15 protein-coding genes and 2 pseudogenes are annotated in these 14,989 nt (G+C 44.4%); 12 read left to right on the plus strand and 5 right to left on the minus strand.

Translation table 11 applies throughout. The features are described 5' to 3' along the window. Nucleotides 1-104: 104 nt before the first annotated feature. Nucleotides 105-1,895 carry a hypothetical protein gene (locus tag FTW16_RS15805; protein WP_146491769.1) on the plus strand — a complete coding sequence of 597 codons (1,791 nt, stop codon included), beginning with the start codon at nt 105-107 and terminating at the stop codon, nt 1,893-1,895. 114 nt (nt 1,896-2,009) lie between these two features. Here FTW16_RS15805 and FTW16_RS15810 read toward each other — a convergent pair whose 3' ends face one another. Next, nucleotides 2,010-3,353 carry a sigma-54 interaction domain-containing protein gene (locus FTW16_RS15810; RefSeq protein ID WP_146491770.1) on the minus strand — a complete coding sequence of 448 codons (1,344 nt, stop codon included), beginning with the start codon at nt 3,351-3,353 and terminating at the stop codon, nt 2,010-2,012. A 285-nt stretch (nt 3,354-3,638) separates the two neighbouring features. On the opposite strand from FTW16_RS15810, the gene FTW16_RS15815 reads away from it, so the two are divergent. The 5 genes and pseudogenes from FTW16_RS15815 (at nt 3,639) to FTW16_RS15825 (ending at nt 6,758) form a co-directional block, all read left to right on the plus strand. Further along, nucleotides 3,639-4,196 (plus strand): DUF1439 domain-containing protein, encoded by a 558-nt coding sequence (locus FTW16_RS15815; protein ID WP_146491933.1) that lies wholly within the window; start codon nt 3,639-3,641, stop codon nt 4,194-4,196. 224 nt (nt 4,197-4,420) lie between these two features. Further along, nucleotides 4,421-4,639, plus strand: a pseudogene (locus FTW16_RS24960) (CDGSH iron-sulfur domain-containing protein); the annotation flags it as partial. A 271-nt stretch (nt 4,640-4,910) separates the two neighbouring features. Beyond that, nucleotides 4,911-4,970, plus strand: a complete 60-nt coding sequence (locus FTW16_RS24965; RefSeq protein WP_366669659.1) for a hypothetical protein — start codon at nt 4,911-4,913, stop codon at nt 4,968-4,970. Next, nucleotides 4,949-5,983 (plus strand): annotated as a pseudogene (locus FTW16_RS15820) (FMN-binding glutamate synthase family protein); the annotation flags it as partial. The gene FTW16_RS24965 and the pseudogene FTW16_RS15820, both read left to right, overlap by 22 nt. Before the next feature lie 253 nt (nt 5,984-6,236). After that, the gene (locus FTW16_RS15825) at nt 6,237-6,758 is read left to right on the plus strand and encodes an NADPH-dependent FMN reductase (RefSeq protein WP_146491772.1); all 522 of its coding nucleotides are present in this window, start codon (nt 6,237-6,239) and stop codon (nt 6,756-6,758) included. A gap of 130 nt (nt 6,759-6,888) precedes the next feature. On the opposite strand, the gene FTW16_RS15830 is transcribed toward FTW16_RS15825, so the two are convergent. After that, complete coding sequence (locus FTW16_RS15830) at nt 6,889-7,701, minus strand: enoyl-CoA hydratase/isomerase family protein (protein WP_146491773.1); 813 nt, start codon at nt 7,699-7,701, stop codon at nt 6,889-6,891. A gap of 130 nt (nt 7,702-7,831) precedes the next feature. Between FTW16_RS15830 and FTW16_RS15835 the strand changes: the two genes are divergently transcribed. Next, nucleotides 7,832-8,791 carry a LysR family transcriptional regulator gene (locus tag FTW16_RS15835; protein WP_146491774.1) on the plus strand — a complete coding sequence of 320 codons (960 nt, stop codon included), beginning with the start codon at nt 7,832-7,834 and terminating at the stop codon, nt 8,789-8,791. A 152-nt stretch (nt 8,792-8,943) separates the two neighbouring features. After that, the gene (gene soxR, locus FTW16_RS15840; protein ID WP_146491775.1) at nt 8,944-9,384 is read left to right on the plus strand and encodes a redox-sensitive transcriptional activator SoxR; all 441 of its coding nucleotides are present in this window, start codon (nt 8,944-8,946) and stop codon (nt 9,382-9,384) included. A gap of 17 nt (nt 9,385-9,401) precedes the next feature. On the opposite strand, the gene FTW16_RS15845 is transcribed toward soxR, so the two are convergent. After that, nucleotides 9,402-10,166: a carbohydrate deacetylase gene (locus FTW16_RS15845; protein WP_146491776.1), complete on the minus strand. Its 765-nt coding sequence runs from the start codon at nt 10,164-10,166 to the stop codon at nt 9,402-9,404. A gap of 87 nt (nt 10,167-10,253) precedes the next feature. After that, entirely contained in the window at nt 10,254-11,582 is a 1,329-nt protein-coding gene (locus tag FTW16_RS15850; protein ID WP_146491777.1) for a 6-phospho-beta-glucosidase, read from the minus strand. Between the two features lie 104 nt (nt 11,583-11,686). Here FTW16_RS15850 and FTW16_RS15855 point away from each other — a divergent pair, with 104 nt between their 5' ends. From FTW16_RS15855 to FTW16_RS15865, 3 genes are all read left to right on the plus strand, one after another. After that, nucleotides 11,687-12,571 carry a LysR substrate-binding domain-containing protein gene (locus tag FTW16_RS15855; protein ID WP_146491778.1) on the plus strand — a complete coding sequence of 295 codons (885 nt, stop codon included), beginning with the start codon at nt 11,687-11,689 and terminating at the stop codon, nt 12,569-12,571. A gap of 76 nt (nt 12,572-12,647) precedes the next feature. Then, nucleotides 12,648-13,028, plus strand: coding sequence for a VOC family protein (locus tag FTW16_RS15860; protein WP_146491779.1), 381 nt, complete (start codon nt 12,648-12,650; stop codon nt 13,026-13,028). Between the two features lie 119 nt (nt 13,029-13,147). Then, nucleotides 13,148-13,567 carry a globin gene (locus FTW16_RS15865; protein WP_146491780.1) on the plus strand — a complete coding sequence of 140 codons (420 nt, stop codon included), beginning with the start codon at nt 13,148-13,150 and terminating at the stop codon, nt 13,565-13,567. A gap of 119 nt (nt 13,568-13,686) precedes the next feature. Here FTW16_RS15865 and FTW16_RS15870 read toward each other — a convergent pair whose 3' ends face one another. Continuing rightward, nucleotides 13,687-14,457, minus strand: coding sequence for a DUF481 domain-containing protein (locus FTW16_RS15870; RefSeq protein ID WP_146491781.1), 771 nt, complete (start codon nt 14,455-14,457; stop codon nt 13,687-13,689). 139 nt (nt 14,458-14,596) lie between these two features. Between FTW16_RS15870 and FTW16_RS15875 the strand changes: the two genes are divergently transcribed. Then, nucleotides 14,597-14,986, plus strand: a complete 390-nt coding sequence (locus tag FTW16_RS15875) for a DUF4345 domain-containing protein (protein WP_146491782.1) — start codon at nt 14,597-14,599, stop codon at nt 14,984-14,986. The last annotated feature ends 3 nt before the right edge of the window (nt 14,987-14,989 follow it).

Here is a 14,989-nt window from a genome sequence, read left to right on the forward strand (position 1 = left end):
TTGGAATGTGCTCTATCGAACCTACGAATTGCTAAAGGATTTTCTCCAATTTGGGCAAGGCAGAAAACCCTAACAGCATAAGTATGAACAAATGGAGAGAGAACATGAAGGTTATAAATTATTTACTTAGTGTGCTTTTGTTGTTTAGTAGCCCCCAGTTGGCGTGGGCTACTGTTGATGTGATGGAACTTGATGGTAATGCGACCAGTGATAATAGTGGTATTGATTGGGACGATGTAAATGATCCCAATAGCATGGTTGGGATTGCAGAATTTTTCCAAAAAGACCGTAACGGTATCGACCAAATTTTTTGGAAGGGGGGATCAAAAGATGATTCCGACATTACGGATTGGGCGTTCCGTACTGCGTCACCACAACCAAAAGATGACTTTACTAATGCGTATGCTGCTGCCTTTGAAAGCGAAGGCGATTTGCTGATTTACTTTGGTGCAGACCGATATGCCAACAATGGTGATATGTACATTGGTTTCTGGTTCTTACAAGACCAAGTAGGATTACCAGATGGACAAACTAAGGGCGACTTTGTTGGGCAGCATGTCAATGGGGACATCCTTGTGCTGATTTCATTCCCACAAGCGAGCGGTGGTAACCCCTACATTGAAGTATTCCAATGGGATTTGAATAATGGTGATGTGACTGACAACATGACGAGAATTTTCCAAACTGACGGAGATCCTAAATCGAATGATTTTGTTGGTGCACGATGTGGCAGTGGCGCTGTCGGTGTCGAGAAGATATGTGCGATTTCAAATGATGATTCTATCGGGGCAATTGCTTTACCCAATGTACAAGGTTGGGATTATCTAGCTAAAACGGGTGAAACTACAACGATTCCAACAGAGAGCTTTGTGGAAGGTCGATTAAACTTGTCAGCTCTGTTAAATGATGAGTTTGGTATTGAGGATATTCCTTGTTTCAGTAGCTTCTTAGTGGAGTCACGAGCTTCCCGTTCGATTGATGCATCTTTGGCTGACTTCGTTGTCGGCTCATTCAGTTTATGTAGTATCAGCATAGCGGCGACTTGTAACACAACCAGTTTTACGGTTGATGGCATGTTCAATATCGATTATACCGTGACGGTGACCAACACTGGTCCTGGTTCGTTAGGCACCAATGGTGATTATGACGTGGCCTTTTTATCGGAGTCATCAATCTTAGGTGCGCTTCCTGTGGTTGGGAACGGTGATGAAGTGTGGAGCGTCGGTGAGTCATTCTCATTCATGGGTAATTACTTGTCTGTAAATAACGGTGCCGTCGGCGTGATAGATGGTTCAGTGGATCTTGATGGGCTTATCGTGAATGCTCAAGCTCCTGTGGCTTACAATTGTCCGCCAATCGACTTGAGTCCAATGGTTGAGATTTCTAAGGTATGTAATAGCTTCTTAGAGGTTGATAGTGGTCAAGTTGTGCTTAAAAAAACCTATGATGTTGAAATATGTAATACCGGTGATATCCCATTGGCCATTGAATCGCTGGTGGATTCTAAGGATGACTCTTTGAGCCGTTCTGACTTACCTACCGAAGTCGTCAACAGCAGTTATTACCTCGACTTCGCTTTACCTTGTGATGATCTTGAGGATGTGACCACATGTGGTGCTGGTAATATGTGTAGTGCATTAAGTGCCGACCCTGAGCTGTTTGCTTGTAAGACGGGTGAAGGAAAGTGGATACCGAACTTTGGTGATGCGATTGGTCAAGTGTGTACGCAAGTAAGCAAAACCTATGCGCCAAATGTGTTACCAACTGGAGTAGACGGAATGCTATCTAATCAAGTTACAGCAACGTTTGACTCGCTGTTCTTGCAAGAAGCATTTATGGAAACATCGAACATTGCAACCTGTGATGTTTGTCCATTTACTGTTCCAGAGCCATAAGCACTTTCATTAATTGAGTACAACTAAACTTTAAAGCAGCCTAGCTCGTTAGGCTGCTTTATTAGTTATTTAGTTATTTAGTTATTTAGTTATTTAGTTAGCTAGTTAGGCGACTTAAATTACTATCTGATGTTTTTTGATTAGCTTGTACAAGGTTGTCCGAGAAATAGACAACGCTTTAGCAGATTGGGAAATATTGTAGTGGTGTTGCTGAATCACTCGACGAACATTTTTTGAAGAAAGTCGAGTGTCACTCTCAGTGTCGGGCGACTCGTCTTTCAATTGAATCCCCATATGACGAGTAGAGAGGGCACTTGAATTAGAAAGAACAATCGCTCTTTTTATGCAGTTGAATAATTCTCGGACATTGCCCGGCCAATGGTACTGTTTCATTTGCTCAAGGGTGTCACTAGGCAGTTTGGTTTTGGATGCATATTTGTGCTTCAGCTCAAATCGAACCAAATCTTCTATGTCTTCTTTGTGATCATTGAGTGGCACTAAATCCAATGGAAGTACATTGATCCGGTGAAAGAGATCCTTTCGAAATTTACCCGCAGCAACGGCTTGTTCGATGTTGACGTTGGTGGCGAAAATCACACGGCAATCTACGGGCAATTGGTTGTTACTGCCTAATCGCTCTATCAAGTTATTTTCTAGAAAATGGAGTAAGTAGGTTTGCAGCGATAGTTCAAGGTCGCCGATCTCATCTAAAAATAGTGTGCCACCATTCGCTCTTTCTACATGTCCGACGTAGCGTTTGTTTGCTCCAGTGAACGAGCCTTTTTCAAAACCAAATAACTCGGAGTGAATCAGTGACTGTGGAATTGCGCCACAATTTACTGCGATAAAAGGTTTCTGGCTACGAGCTGAGGCTTCATGTATTAAACGTGCACATAGGCTTTTTCCTGTTCCTGTTTCCCCTTGAATCAGTACTGGAAAATCGTTGTTAGCGATCTTAGTTATTTTCTTTTTAAGTTGTTGGATGGTGCTGGATTGCCCCACCAATTGATATTCATGGCACGAGGAAGGCTTAGGTTTGTTTTGCTTGGTGTCTACCATGCCATATGCATGCCCTAAATTTCGACAAAGCCATTCTGTATCAATAGGTAGATGGTAATAATCCCAATAGGTTTGCTTAATGAGTGGTAAGTCGTGACTTGGTGGCAGGCTACAGATAGCGATTGCTTTTAAACTTGGAGAATGAGCCTTCAGTACTGAAATTTGCTCACATTGTTTGTCGATTGAAGATGATGTTAGACAGGAAACGACAATTGGTGCGCAGCAGTGGCTGCGGGAATTGAGCAAGTGAATGGCCTGCTCGCTAGTTTCTGCAATTTGAGCTTCCCATTTATGGAGACGCAGTTCCTCTACCCACTGTTTATGATGCAGGCATGCGGTGTTGCATAATAGAATCACGGAACGAGTTGTTGGTTCAGGTGATACTCTTTTTGATGGCATTGTGCTCACTCTTCATGTTTTCATCCATGATGAAACCTTTAGTAAGCCCCCTAAATATCCCATAAGCTTAGAAGCAAAATTCAATTAATTCGAGTACACAAATCTGATGGCGTTTGGCTGACATGTGTCATTCTCTCAAGCGGGAAATCCAATCTGGTGCTTTACTTACTGATATTTATGCTTATTAATAAAGGTATTCACGAATATCGTGTTTTTACTGTTTTGTTTATTGATGATCACACAGTAAACTCCGCGCTAGTCACTAACGATAAAGAGCTGATATTGATGATAATTAACGTAGCAAAAAAGTTCATTTTGGCAGCGTCTGCGCTGGTGCTAAGTGGTTGTGTGAGCTATAGCGTGACTGAACAAGAAATGACGAACTACCTACAAGATTCTGTGATGTTAGAGCAAGAAGTCGGTGTGCAAAACGTTATGTATGCGCAAGTGGCGGTTGATGACTTAGCGGTGCAAATTGGTCGATCTGATGCCGAGCGTGTGTCTGTTCTGGCGAATACCAATGCAAAGGTTCAAGTGTTTAACATGCCAAACATGGGGTTGGATTTAGACTTAGAGTTCAGCGCGATTCCTGAATACGACAAGGAAAGTGGTGAGGTTTACTTAAAGTCGCTGCGACTAGAACGCTTTGAGGAGAAGGGCAAACAACTTTCGCCAGAAATAGAGACACTACTCAAACCTGCGGTATCGATGATAGGTTTTGCTTTGTCTCAGTCTCCTGTTTACAAACTCGACAGCAATAAGGTTCAAGAGTCGTTGATTAAGTCATCGGAACCGAATCTAGTGATCAGAGACAACAAGCTGGTTATCGAACTGTTCGATTAACCCTACGTGCATTAGCTTTGACTAAGCTCCAACACATAATGGCTGCCTACTAGGTAGCCATTTTTGTTTGTGTTGAGTCGGTCATGACTGTTTTTAGTCGGTTTACTTACCTTGTCTATCAGTCTCATTTATTGAATTAGCCGCGTATCTCACCTTTACTTTACTCTTGTGAGCAAGTCATCGCTTCAGTCATCAAATCATAAAAAAGAAAAGGTGAACGAACTATGAAGAGTCCAGTAATCGCGGATAACAAACCCGTCAAAGTAGAGCTGACGAAGGGAGAGGAGTATTACTTCTGTACCTGTGGGAAATCGAAAAGCCAACCGTTTTGTGACGGTTCTCATGCAGGAACCGGCTTCAAACCGAAAAGCTTTGTCGCCGAAGAGAGTGGTGATGCGTACCTGTGCCGCTGTAAGTATTCTAACAACCTTCCTTTTTGCGATGGCACTCATAAACAGTTCACTGCGGAGCAAGTTGGGCAAGAGGGCCCTGAAGTTCATGTTCAAGCTGCTGCGCCAGATTTGTCTCCTGCTGCGAGTGCAACCAAAGAAGAACCGACCGTCGAGTTTATTCATCAGCTAGCGCGTGATGGTTTATCCAAGGTCGGGCATCATGGGCCAATGACCTCTATGGGCGTGCCAAGACACCTATTGCCTCACTGGGATGATATTCAAGTGATGGTTGCACAAATGGCGACCAAACCGTTATTGGAAAATGTGCCCGTCGGAACTGAGCTTATTATTGGGCCAAAAGCGAAAAAGCCGCTCAAATTGAACATCTCCTTGTTTGTTTCTGATATGAGTTTTGGGTCTTTGTCTGAAGAAGCGAAAATATCTTTAGCGACAGGCGCAGAGCTTGCAGGAACTGGGATTTGCTCCGGAGAGGGCGGAATGTTGCCTGAAGAGCAAGCGGCGAACTCACGTTACTTTTATGAATTAGCCAGCGCGCAATTTGGTTACGATGAAGCTAAGCTCAAAAATGTCCAAGCCTTCCATTTTAAAGGTGGGCAGGGTGCTAAAACCGGAACAGGCGGTCACTTACCGGGGGCGAAGAACATCGGCAAGATTGCAGAGGTGCGTGGTATTGAAGCAGGTACCGCCGCGATTTCCCCACCCACCTTTGTTGATCTAAAAACTGTCGAGGATTTCAAAAATTTTGCCGACCGAGTTCGAGAAGTGACGGGCGGTATCCCAATAGGCTTCAAGCTAAGTGCTAACCATATCGAAGAAGACATTCAGTTCGCATTAGATGCCAGTGCCGATTACATCATTCTAGACGGTCGAGGCGGCGGTACTGGGGCTGCGCCAGAAATGTTCCGAGACCATATCAGTGTGCCAACGATTCCAGCTTTGGCTCGCGCTAGAGCTTACCTTGATAAACAAGGCGTCAGTGACCGAGTTACATTGATCATCACGGGTGGTTTACGCGTTCCGATGGACTTTGTGAAAGCGATGGCGCTTGGTGCTGATGGCGTCGCTATCTCAAACAGCGCTATGCAGTCGATAGGGTGTGTGGCGGCGAGAATGTGTAACACTAATAATTGCCCGGCGGGTATTGCGACTCAAAAGGCCGACTTACGTCAGCGTTTAAATGTAGAGAAGGCCTCGAATCAGCTTAAAAATTTCTTCGAGGCGTCGACAGAATTAATGCAAGTGATGGCGAGAGCGTGTGGGCATGATCATCTGAATCAATTCAACCCTCACGATTTGGCTACATGGAATCGTGAGATGGCTGAATTATCGGGCGTTGCCTATTCTGGTGTTAGTCCACTCAATCCACTTAAGTAAACAGCATTTTGATACAGCACACCTACTGCATTTGTGGGTGTGCTTATTTTTGCCTGTGTCATACAACGCCATACTTCACCAGTCGTAATTTGCTGATTTATAGGTTTTTTTGAATTATTTTCTATTTTTTGAAAATATCGCTTTACCTCAAGTTAACTTGAGGTTTTATCATCCTCCCCAATCTAAATACACAGACAATCGCCTCTGAAACCATGAATGTGGAAAGGTGATACAAATGAATTAGGAACCAACAATGAAAGTACTAGCGATTGGCGCGACCAACAGTAAAGCATCGATTAACCAACAATTAGCAGCGTACACTGCAAGCTTAGCCGAGGGCGCGCAAGTAGAGGTGCTCGATCTTAATGATTTCGAGATGCCTATTTACAGTGAAGACAGAGAAAAAGAGTCCGGCGTTCATCACCACGCGCTGCGCTTTTTCAGCAAAATTGGCGAAGCTGATGCTGTGGTCATCTCTTTTGCAGAGTACAACGGTTCATACACCGCAGCCTTTAAGAATGTGTTTGATTGGACATCACGAATCGACATGAAAGTGTACCAAGGCAAACCTGTTGTTATGCTTTCCACATCACCAGGCCCAGGCGGCGCAAGTTCTGTGCTGTCGTCAGCGGTAAATTCGGCACCTTACTTTGATGCTGATGTGAAAGGCTCTATGTCGGTGCCAAGTTTCTACGACAACTTTGATGTAGAAACGGGAGAGATCATCAATGCCGAAATGGCCGAGAACTTGAAATCGATCATGAGTCAGATCTAACGGCTTCAGTGAGTGAGATAATTAATAAATCGATACATAGATACATAGATACATAGATACATAGATACATAGATAAACAGTTAGATACATAAATGGCCATCAAGCGATGGCCATTTAATTACGTCAGTGTCTATTGTGATAGCTCTGCAGCGGTGTCTACGAAGATACCTTGAATGTCTTTCGCTTCGCGTTCAGTTTGACCGCCATGCTTTAGGAATGCTGCAATAATGGCTGCTGTTTTTTGCTCTTTTGCACGCTCTAAGAAGTAACGCAATTCTAGCTCTGCACCCGCTTGCTCATCTTTGATTGAAGCTGCGATGATCTCTTTGTACATCACGATATCACGCACTTCCAACTGGCTGATCACACCGAGTGTCGCTGCTAAGAAATCTTCTAGCTCAGCCTTCGGCACGAACTGAGTAATGATGTTACGGCTTTCAGCTTGCTGAGCGGTAAAATCGTTACCGAGTAGCAAAGCTTGTAGCGCTTTGTTTTTGCCCATGCGTCTTGCAAATTGCACTGCGCCTTGGCCACCCGTTGGGATGTTTACATGAATTTCTGGTTGTGCGAACGCTGAGTTTTCAGTGCCATAAGCAAGGTCACACGCCATCACAAACTCATTACCGCCCCCACGAGCTACGCCATCAACAACCGCAACAGAGACTTGCTTCATTGATTTGATGTTTTCAATCATATGGTTGAATTCAATCGAACCGGCTTGTCCACCTTGTGTACCGTTGATCACATTGAGATCTAAATGAGCTAGGAAGAACTCAGCATGCAGTGATTTGAATACCACCACTTTAGTATCGCGGTCATCTTTGAGCGATAGAACAAACTCATTGATTTTATTAATTAAATCGAAAGTTAATACGTTCACTGGTGGATTGTTGATTGATACAGTAGCAATGCCATTTTGATTAGTAATTGATAGTAGTGTCATCTTTGTTTCCTCTAATAATTTGGGACTGAATGTTGTCTCCGTTATGTGCAGCTACTATAGATTTGTAATAAGATGAGAAAAATAGTCATATTGGCACTTTATTGGTGCTTTAAATGCAACAAAGGGCGTTATGGATATATCGAGTCGTTTATTATTGTTACTTGAAGTGGTTGAGCTAGGTTCGTTTGTCAAAGTTGCGGAGCAAAGAAATGTCGACCGTTCCGTTATCTCTAAACAGATCAGCCGTCTTGAGGAAGAGCTTGATGTTCGGTTACTCAATCGCACCACTCGTTCGTTATCTCTGACTGCCGCAGGCAATGAGATGGTCAATCAAGCGCATCAGCTTCGTGCACTGTTGAACGATACTCGACGCTTGGCGCAAAACTATCATGCAGAGCCTCGAGGATTATTAAGAATCACCAGCTCTACTATGTTTGGTCGACAATATGTTCAGCAGGCGATTGCGGTTTTCCAGAAGCAGTATCCAGATGTTGATTTTGAATTGAGACTCGAAGATCGAATCGTCGATATGGTTAAAGAAGGGTTTGATATTGGTTTCCGTATTGGTAAGCCCAAAAACTCTAGTCTAATCAGCCGTAAGATAGCCAGAAGTCGATTGTTGATTGTTGCTTCACCTGAGTTCATTGCTCAGCATGGCGAGATCAACACAATCGAAAGGTTAGAGTCATTACCTGCAACTATTTACGCTGCTCCGGGTTTGTTGATCGATAAGTTTTCTTATGTCGATCAAGAGGGGCAAGCTCAGCATTTTCAGCTTAATGCCGCTTATAAAGTGAATGACGTTGAGATGATTTCGAAGAGCGCGCTAACTGGCAGTACTCTCGCGGTCGTCACGGCGAAGATGATTGAAGATGAAGTACTCAGTGGAGAGTTGGTGCCTATAATGACTCACTTAAACTTGGATGACTTTGGCACTTTCTATGCGGTGTACCCACATCGAGATGCACCCATAAAAACTAAGCTCTTCATTGATACATTGAAAACTATTGTCGGTGAAGATAAACCCGTGTGGGAGCAAGGCATTCCCGGGTTTGACGACATGTATGGTAATCAGCGAACAAAATCATAGCTCAGAGAATCAATACGTTAGGTTACTTTGTTGCGCGTATTTTTTAACCTAGCCCAAAACTAAATTTGAACCCAAACTTCAAGTTAAAGTGAACTCTATTATACTGGTCATTATCAGGACGAAACGGCTATTCAAACAGGAAGTGAAAGATCATGAGAAACATCGTATACCTCAGCATAGGCCAGTTGGCAGAGCGCAGTGGCGTGGCTCCTTCGGCCTTACGCTTTTACGAAACCAAGGGGTTGATTGCTTCGATTCGTACTAACGGAAATCAGCGCCGGTATCAGTCGGCGATGTTGCGTCGAATCGCGTTGATACAAGTCGCACAGTCGATAGGCTTCACGCTCGAAGAGATCACCGAAGAGTTATCAACACTGCCGATGAACCATACCGCGACTAAGCGAGATTGGGAACGCGTCGCGAAGAAATGGCAGGGGCAACTGGACAGCAAGATGGCGCAGATTAAATCGTTACAAGAAAACCTAACCGGTTGTATCGGTTGTGGTTGTCTGAGTATGCAGAAATGCCAATTGTTGAACCCTGAAGATATTCTGCATGATCAAGGGCAGGGCGCACAACGGATCGTTGAGTAGCCCTGATTTAAGGTTCCCTATCTGAGATTATCGAATCCAATGCACTCAATATGATGGTCAGCTAGCCACTGTTTTAGTGCAGGACTAGTGAGAAGTTGATGCTCTTCGACGCGTTTATCACTGTAGCTTGATAGGGATTTAAGCTGTTTGCACGCCAAGAGTGAAGGGTGGCACATTAACTCAAGTACACCGTTAGGTATCATAGCTTGGTAGCTCAGTAATAAATCCTGCAGGCCATTAAGCGATACGCCTTCGTCAAAGAAGCGCATGTCGAAAGCGTCTGGCGTTGGCACTCGCAGTGTATCTTGGCCACTCAAGATATTATCGATTCGTCTAACTGGAAGACCAATGCGATTCACTGTGCGGGTAAACGCTGCTTTTAGAGGCTTAAACACACCACCAAAGTGATGGCTGTCGATATGGTTAATCTTTAAGCCTGCATCGAGGGCGGCTTGATATTGCGCGTTGAGTTCGAGCATCACCTCATCTTCATTCACATCTGATTTATCGAACAAAGTGACGTTGCTAAAGAAGTGGCCGTGCTCGTCGACTAAGCTCGGAACCTGCTCTGGTGGCGTCAGTGGTTTGCCTGCGGTGACCGTAAAGTGCAAGCCAACTTCCGGGACTAAACCTTGATGAAAGAGCTCAATCGCGTGCTGCGTACCCGGTTGATTCATCATGATGGTGGTCGACTTAACCAAACCCGCCTTAAAGCAGTCGACGATGCCATGGTTCACGCTTTCAGTGAGGCCGAAATCATCGGCGTTGAGTATCAATTTCATGATGACCTCTTATTAAAAGATTTGGATTCAATATCTTGAATGAGCTCAGCTATAACGGAGCTCATGAGCTGCTAACAAAGTGCCACACTAAGCGAGTCGATGAGCGAACGCAGGCATGAAGTCTAAGTTCTCGCGAATGGTTTCTAGCAAGGCCTCATCGATGTGCGAGCCACTATCGACGATAGGGTTGAGGATCAGAGCACGTTTTGCTAACGCGATGTCACCTGTTATGGCCGCTTTAACGGTCAAGGTTTCAAACTCTTTCATTTGCTGTATCAAGCGCAGCGTGTCGCTATCAAAAGGTTCAACGTTCAGTGGCAGGATCGCACTGCTGGTGATTACCGAACTTACTTCTACCGCACAGTCATCAGGTAATCCTTGAATGGCACCATTGTTGCGAGTGTTAACGTGCATGATAGAACGTTTGTTATTGTGAATACTGCTCATGAGCTCACAGGCCGCTTCAGAGTAGTAAGCACCACCTCGTTCTTCTAACAATTTAGGCTTGGTATTGAGCGTTGGATCTTTGTAGATCTCTAACAACTGTTGTTCAACTTTGGCAACTAAGTCTGCGCGATTAGTACTGTTTTCAGACGCAGCAAACTCTTTGTCTAAGATGTCTCTGGATTGGTAGTAGTAACGTAAGTACGCACATGGCACTAAGTTCAGTGAGCGAATAAGCTCACCGTCCCACTCAAAAGGAGGGATGTTCTTTGGCATCATTTGATCGTTACCACCGAGAAGTTGTTCGATGAGTTCTCCCAACTTGTCTTCACCTTTATGAAGCACCTTACGAGCCCACACTAGATGGTTTAAGCCAGCGATTTGCATCGTCATATCTTTACGCTCTGCACCGAGCATTTTTGCCGCGCCTAGCTCCATGTTGACGGGGACGTTACATAGACCAACGGTTTTAATGGTTGAGTGCTTAATCAGTGCTTCCGTTACCATACCTGATGGGTTGGTGAAGTTGAGTAGCCACGCATTCGGACACAATACTTCCATCTCTTTCGCTATCTCGAGGGCAATTGGGATAGTTCTACATGCATTAGAGAAACCACCCAAGCCATTGGTCTCTTGGCCGATCATCCGATATTTCAGAGCAATCCTTTCGTCACGTAATCTTGCTTCCATTCTTCCTGCGCGAAACTGTGAGCAGACAAAATCCGAGTCTTTCAGGGCTGATTTTCGATCCGTGGTTAGGTGAACATTAATCTCACAGCCTGCTTTGTTTATCATTCGCTTGGTGAGCGCCGCGATTATCTCTGCTTTTTCCATGCCTTCTTCGATATCGACTAACCACAGATCAGAGATAGGTAATTCGTGATGGCGCTTGAGTAGCCCTTCAACGAGCTCTGGGGTGTAACTTGAACCACCACCAATCACGGTTACTTTGAGTTTTTGATTCTGTTGCATGTTGTTCACCATTTAATGTTGTAGATTACGCGATTTAATTTATATGATGGTTACATACCTAGACAAACCAGTTATGACGACTTATGAAATAGTGAGGTTAATCCATGGGGCTGTTCGAAAATCGCCAACAAACGCTGTCACTGCTGCACACTTTTAGTGTTGCGGCTAAACATTTAAGCTTTACGCTTGCCGCCGATGAGCTCTTCTTAACTCAGGGAGGGGTCAGCCATCGCATTAAAAAACTCGAGCAACAACTGAAGTTTAATCTGTTTGTGCGCAAGACAAGAAAGCTCGAACTGACGCCAGAAGGGCAGCGCGTGTTATCCATGTTAAACGTCTCGTTTGAGTCTATTTTTTCTGAGCTTATGGATATTCAAACGGGTGAGCTCAGCGGGGAGTTATATATCGCGACATCGCCTTATTTCGCTTCCTCGTGGTTAATGCCACGCTTGCCGGAATTCAGACGCTTGTATCCGAATCTAAGCATCAAACTGCAAACCAAACAGAGCCAGTCAGACTTCCAGTTTGAACCTTATGACGTGGCAATTTTCTATAGCGAAGGTCATTACCCAAACCATTACAGTGAGCGGTTATTCAGTGGAGTAAGAACTCCAGTGTGCAGCCCTGAATACGCGAAACGCTTCAACTTAGACCAAGGCATACAACACTTAGATGATGTGCGTTTCATCCACAGTGGTGATATCACTGCGTGGCAACGTTGGTTACATGAAGCTCAAAGTGATACCAACTGCGCACTTCAGTGTGACTATTACAGCGATAACCGCTTGGCGATGGATGCGGCGATATTATCGATGGGGCTGGCACTAGGGCGGTTAGAGTTCATGACACGGCAGATTGAACAAGGCTTGCTAGTCGCGCCATTTATGAGCATTGAATCGGGCAAAGGATATGATTTAGTGTGTCCGAAAGGGATGGAACAACGAACTAAGTTTCAGGTGTTTACTCAATGGGTTAAGCAGCAGTTGTGACCGAATAGCGTGCCTAGACAAACGCAAATTATAGGTCTAGTTTAGGGTGTTCTTTCAATAAAAGAAGAGGTTAGTTATGTTCAGCCATGTTTTTCTCGGTACCGAAGATATTGAACGCGCGAAGGCTTTTTATGACCCAATCATGAAAGTGCTTGGTTATAGCGAAGGCTCGGTTGACCCTAAAGGGCGCTGTGTTTACGTTAGCCAAACGGGTGTGTTGGGCTTAACGAAGCCGATTGATGGGCAGCCAGCAACGCACGGTAATGGCATGACGGTGGGTTTTCTTGCGTCTTCTCCTGAAGTTGTAGATGAGTGGCATCGGATTGGAGTCGAAAATGGCGGTACCAGCATTGAAAATGGCCCCGGAGTGAGAGGTTCTGACGAGCGTCGCTTGTACATGGCTTATTTGCGAGATCCTGATGGAAACAAGATCTGTGCAACTCACTTTATGCCATAGTTTACGTTATGCCATAGTGGCGTATACTTAGATCATGTTGATGGTTCGGAGTTGGCGAAGTCGCGGCTCTGAACTTGTTAGCGTCCTGAAGACTCAAAATTTTGCAAAGGGTCAGCTAGATGACATCGAACGAACTGTTTTATGAAAGCTTTGAGCGCTGCCGGATTGACCAAGAATTTCTTGAAACGTTTTTGGCGGATTTCTGCAAACATAACCCTAGATTTTCGGAGAGATTCGAAAGTATAGGCTTAGAACAACAAACCAAGATGCTCAAGGCCTCGATCATCCTTATCTACAACTCTGCTGGTCTGCCGAGCGTACGAAACTCGGTGAGAAAGCTTGGAAAGCGGCATAAAGATTTAGGGTTGGATATTTCAGAGCAAGAACTTAACGAGTGGTTTAATTCTTTGCTTAATACGGTTAAGAAGTATGACCCACTTTATGACGCTCGAGTTGAGCAAGCTTGGGCTGAAACCCTCGCTGCCGGCCTGAATATTATGAAGAAAGAATGCGTGGTTCCAAGCTCTGTGAATAACTAGATCGTTGATTCTGTGATTCTCAGTTTTGCTTGTTCGTTATTTAAAACGCGCAATAGCGTCTGAAAGGATGACATTGTAAGGTAAGCCTAACGATATCAGGCTTACCTCTTATTATTTGACTAAAAATGAGCGGCCCAACCAATCAAGAAACCTTGTGATGCCGTATCGTACTCAAAAGTGCCTTTGTTTTCGTAATCAACCCAAGTCGATTTGTATGCGATGTTTAAATCAGACCAACTGTTTATCTGGTATCGAGCGCCAGTTAACAGAGATGAGGTAAAGTCGGTGTCACTGCCAAGTCCGGCATCAATAGTTGCGTGAAACTTCCAATCCTTATTGATCTGCGTTATCCATCTCACACCTATTTGGTAGTCAACCCAATCTTCATCGAGTGATCGGTCTGCACTTAGATTACCACCTGAACCGTAAAGCTTGGCATCAATGTCGTTATCCCACCAACGAAGCCCAAACAGATAATCAATCGTGCCAAAATCGTACTGGTAGCGCTTAAAACCCTTCACATCTAAAACACCTTGTCGTATATCAAGGTTGCCCCTCAATACCTCTAGGTTGCTACCTAACACTGAGTTTGTTTTTCCGCTTAGCTTCATGAAGCTATAGTCAATGTAATAGCCCCACTGATTGTCATAGATACCCTCTAAACGCACCATTGCGGTCATATCAAGGTGATCCATGATGAATGCAGGATCAACATCGACATCTGCAGACAAATCACCAATGGTGCTGTCTCCGCGGATGTTGAGTGCGAGCGCGTAAATTTCGAAGCTATGTTGCCACTTTTTTGTATCCGCTTGTGCGCTTGCTTCCTGGGCATTTACGGTTGAACTCGCAGCCAATGCTGATGTGAGTAGGTAACGCCATTTAGCCATATTGATATCCTTATCTTCGATGTGAAATAGCACGAATGTGAATGTGTGTTTTAACTATCCGTTTTTCACATATGCAACTTGTATATCGCTGATTGTAGACTATGTTTTTTGAAAAGAGCCAAATTAAAAGAGTAAGGATATGAAGCCACAAAGTGTTTTTTTGTTCGTCGCTGTTTTGGGTTTAACACCGATTGCGTTGTCTTACGGATATGCGCCAGTTATCTCTCTTGATTACCTTTTTGGGATCGATGCTAGCCCCATCAATGTGACTCATATCTTTCGTGCAGTGATGGGGCTTTATTTGGTTCTGGCGTTGTTTTGGGTGTTTGGCGCACTGTTCAAAAAATATCGACTGCCAGCGCTCTATAGTTTGGTGGTTTTCATGTTGGGTTTAGCTGCCGGACGAGTCATCAGTTTGGTGGTGGATGGTATGCCGCATTGGCTACTTTTCGTCTATCTGATCTTGGAACTGGGCTTTGGCTTAGTCGGTTTAAAAATGATTCATAACGAGCAATCTGAAACAGTATAAGGA

The sequence above is a fragment of the Vibrio sp. T20 genome, from assembly GCF_007858795.1.
Taxonomy (GTDB): domain Bacteria; phylum Pseudomonadota; class Gammaproteobacteria; order Enterobacterales; family Vibrionaceae; genus Vibrio; species Vibrio satsumensis.

What these genes read in the sequence shown, in the direction of transcription:
- FTW16_RS15805 (WP_146491769.1), top strand. Translation starts at nt 105, where the DNA reads ATGAAGGTTATAAATTATTTACTTAGTGTGCTTTTGTTGTTTAGTAGC.
- FTW16_RS15810 (WP_146491770.1), bottom strand. Translation starts at nt 3,353, where the DNA reads ATGCCATCAAAAAGAGTATCACCTGAACCAACAACTCGTTCCGTGATT.
- FTW16_RS15815 (WP_146491933.1), top strand. Translation starts at nt 3,639, where the DNA reads ATGATAATTAACGTAGCAAAAAAGTTCATTTTGGCAGCGTCTGCGCTG.
- FTW16_RS15825 (WP_146491772.1), top strand. Translation starts at nt 6,237, where the DNA reads ATGAAAGTACTAGCGATTGGCGCGACCAACAGTAAAGCATCGATTAAC.
- FTW16_RS15830 (WP_146491773.1), bottom strand. Translation starts at nt 7,701, where the DNA reads ATGACACTACTATCAATTACTAATCAAAATGGCATTGCTACTGTATCA.
- FTW16_RS15835 (WP_146491774.1), top strand. Translation starts at nt 7,832, where the DNA reads ATGGATATATCGAGTCGTTTATTATTGTTACTTGAAGTGGTTGAGCTA.
- soxR (WP_146491775.1), top strand. Translation starts at nt 8,944, where the DNA reads ATGAGAAACATCGTATACCTCAGCATAGGCCAGTTGGCAGAGCGCAGT.
- FTW16_RS15845 (WP_146491776.1), bottom strand. Translation starts at nt 10,166, where the DNA reads ATGAAATTGATACTCAACGCCGATGATTTCGGCCTCACTGAAAGCGTG.
- FTW16_RS15850 (WP_146491777.1), bottom strand. Translation starts at nt 11,582, where the DNA reads ATGCAACAGAATCAAAAACTCAAAGTAACCGTGATTGGTGGTGGTTCA.
- FTW16_RS15855 (WP_146491778.1), top strand. Translation starts at nt 11,687, where the DNA reads ATGGGGCTGTTCGAAAATCGCCAACAAACGCTGTCACTGCTGCACACT.
- FTW16_RS15860 (WP_146491779.1), top strand. Translation starts at nt 12,648, where the DNA reads ATGTTCAGCCATGTTTTTCTCGGTACCGAAGATATTGAACGCGCGAAG.
- FTW16_RS15865 (WP_146491780.1), top strand. Translation starts at nt 13,148, where the DNA reads ATGACATCGAACGAACTGTTTTATGAAAGCTTTGAGCGCTGCCGGATT.
- FTW16_RS15870 (WP_146491781.1), bottom strand. Translation starts at nt 14,457, where the DNA reads ATGGCTAAATGGCGTTACCTACTCACATCAGCATTGGCTGCGAGTTCA.
- FTW16_RS15875 (WP_146491782.1), top strand. Translation starts at nt 14,597, where the DNA reads ATGAAGCCACAAAGTGTTTTTTTGTTCGTCGCTGTTTTGGGTTTAACA.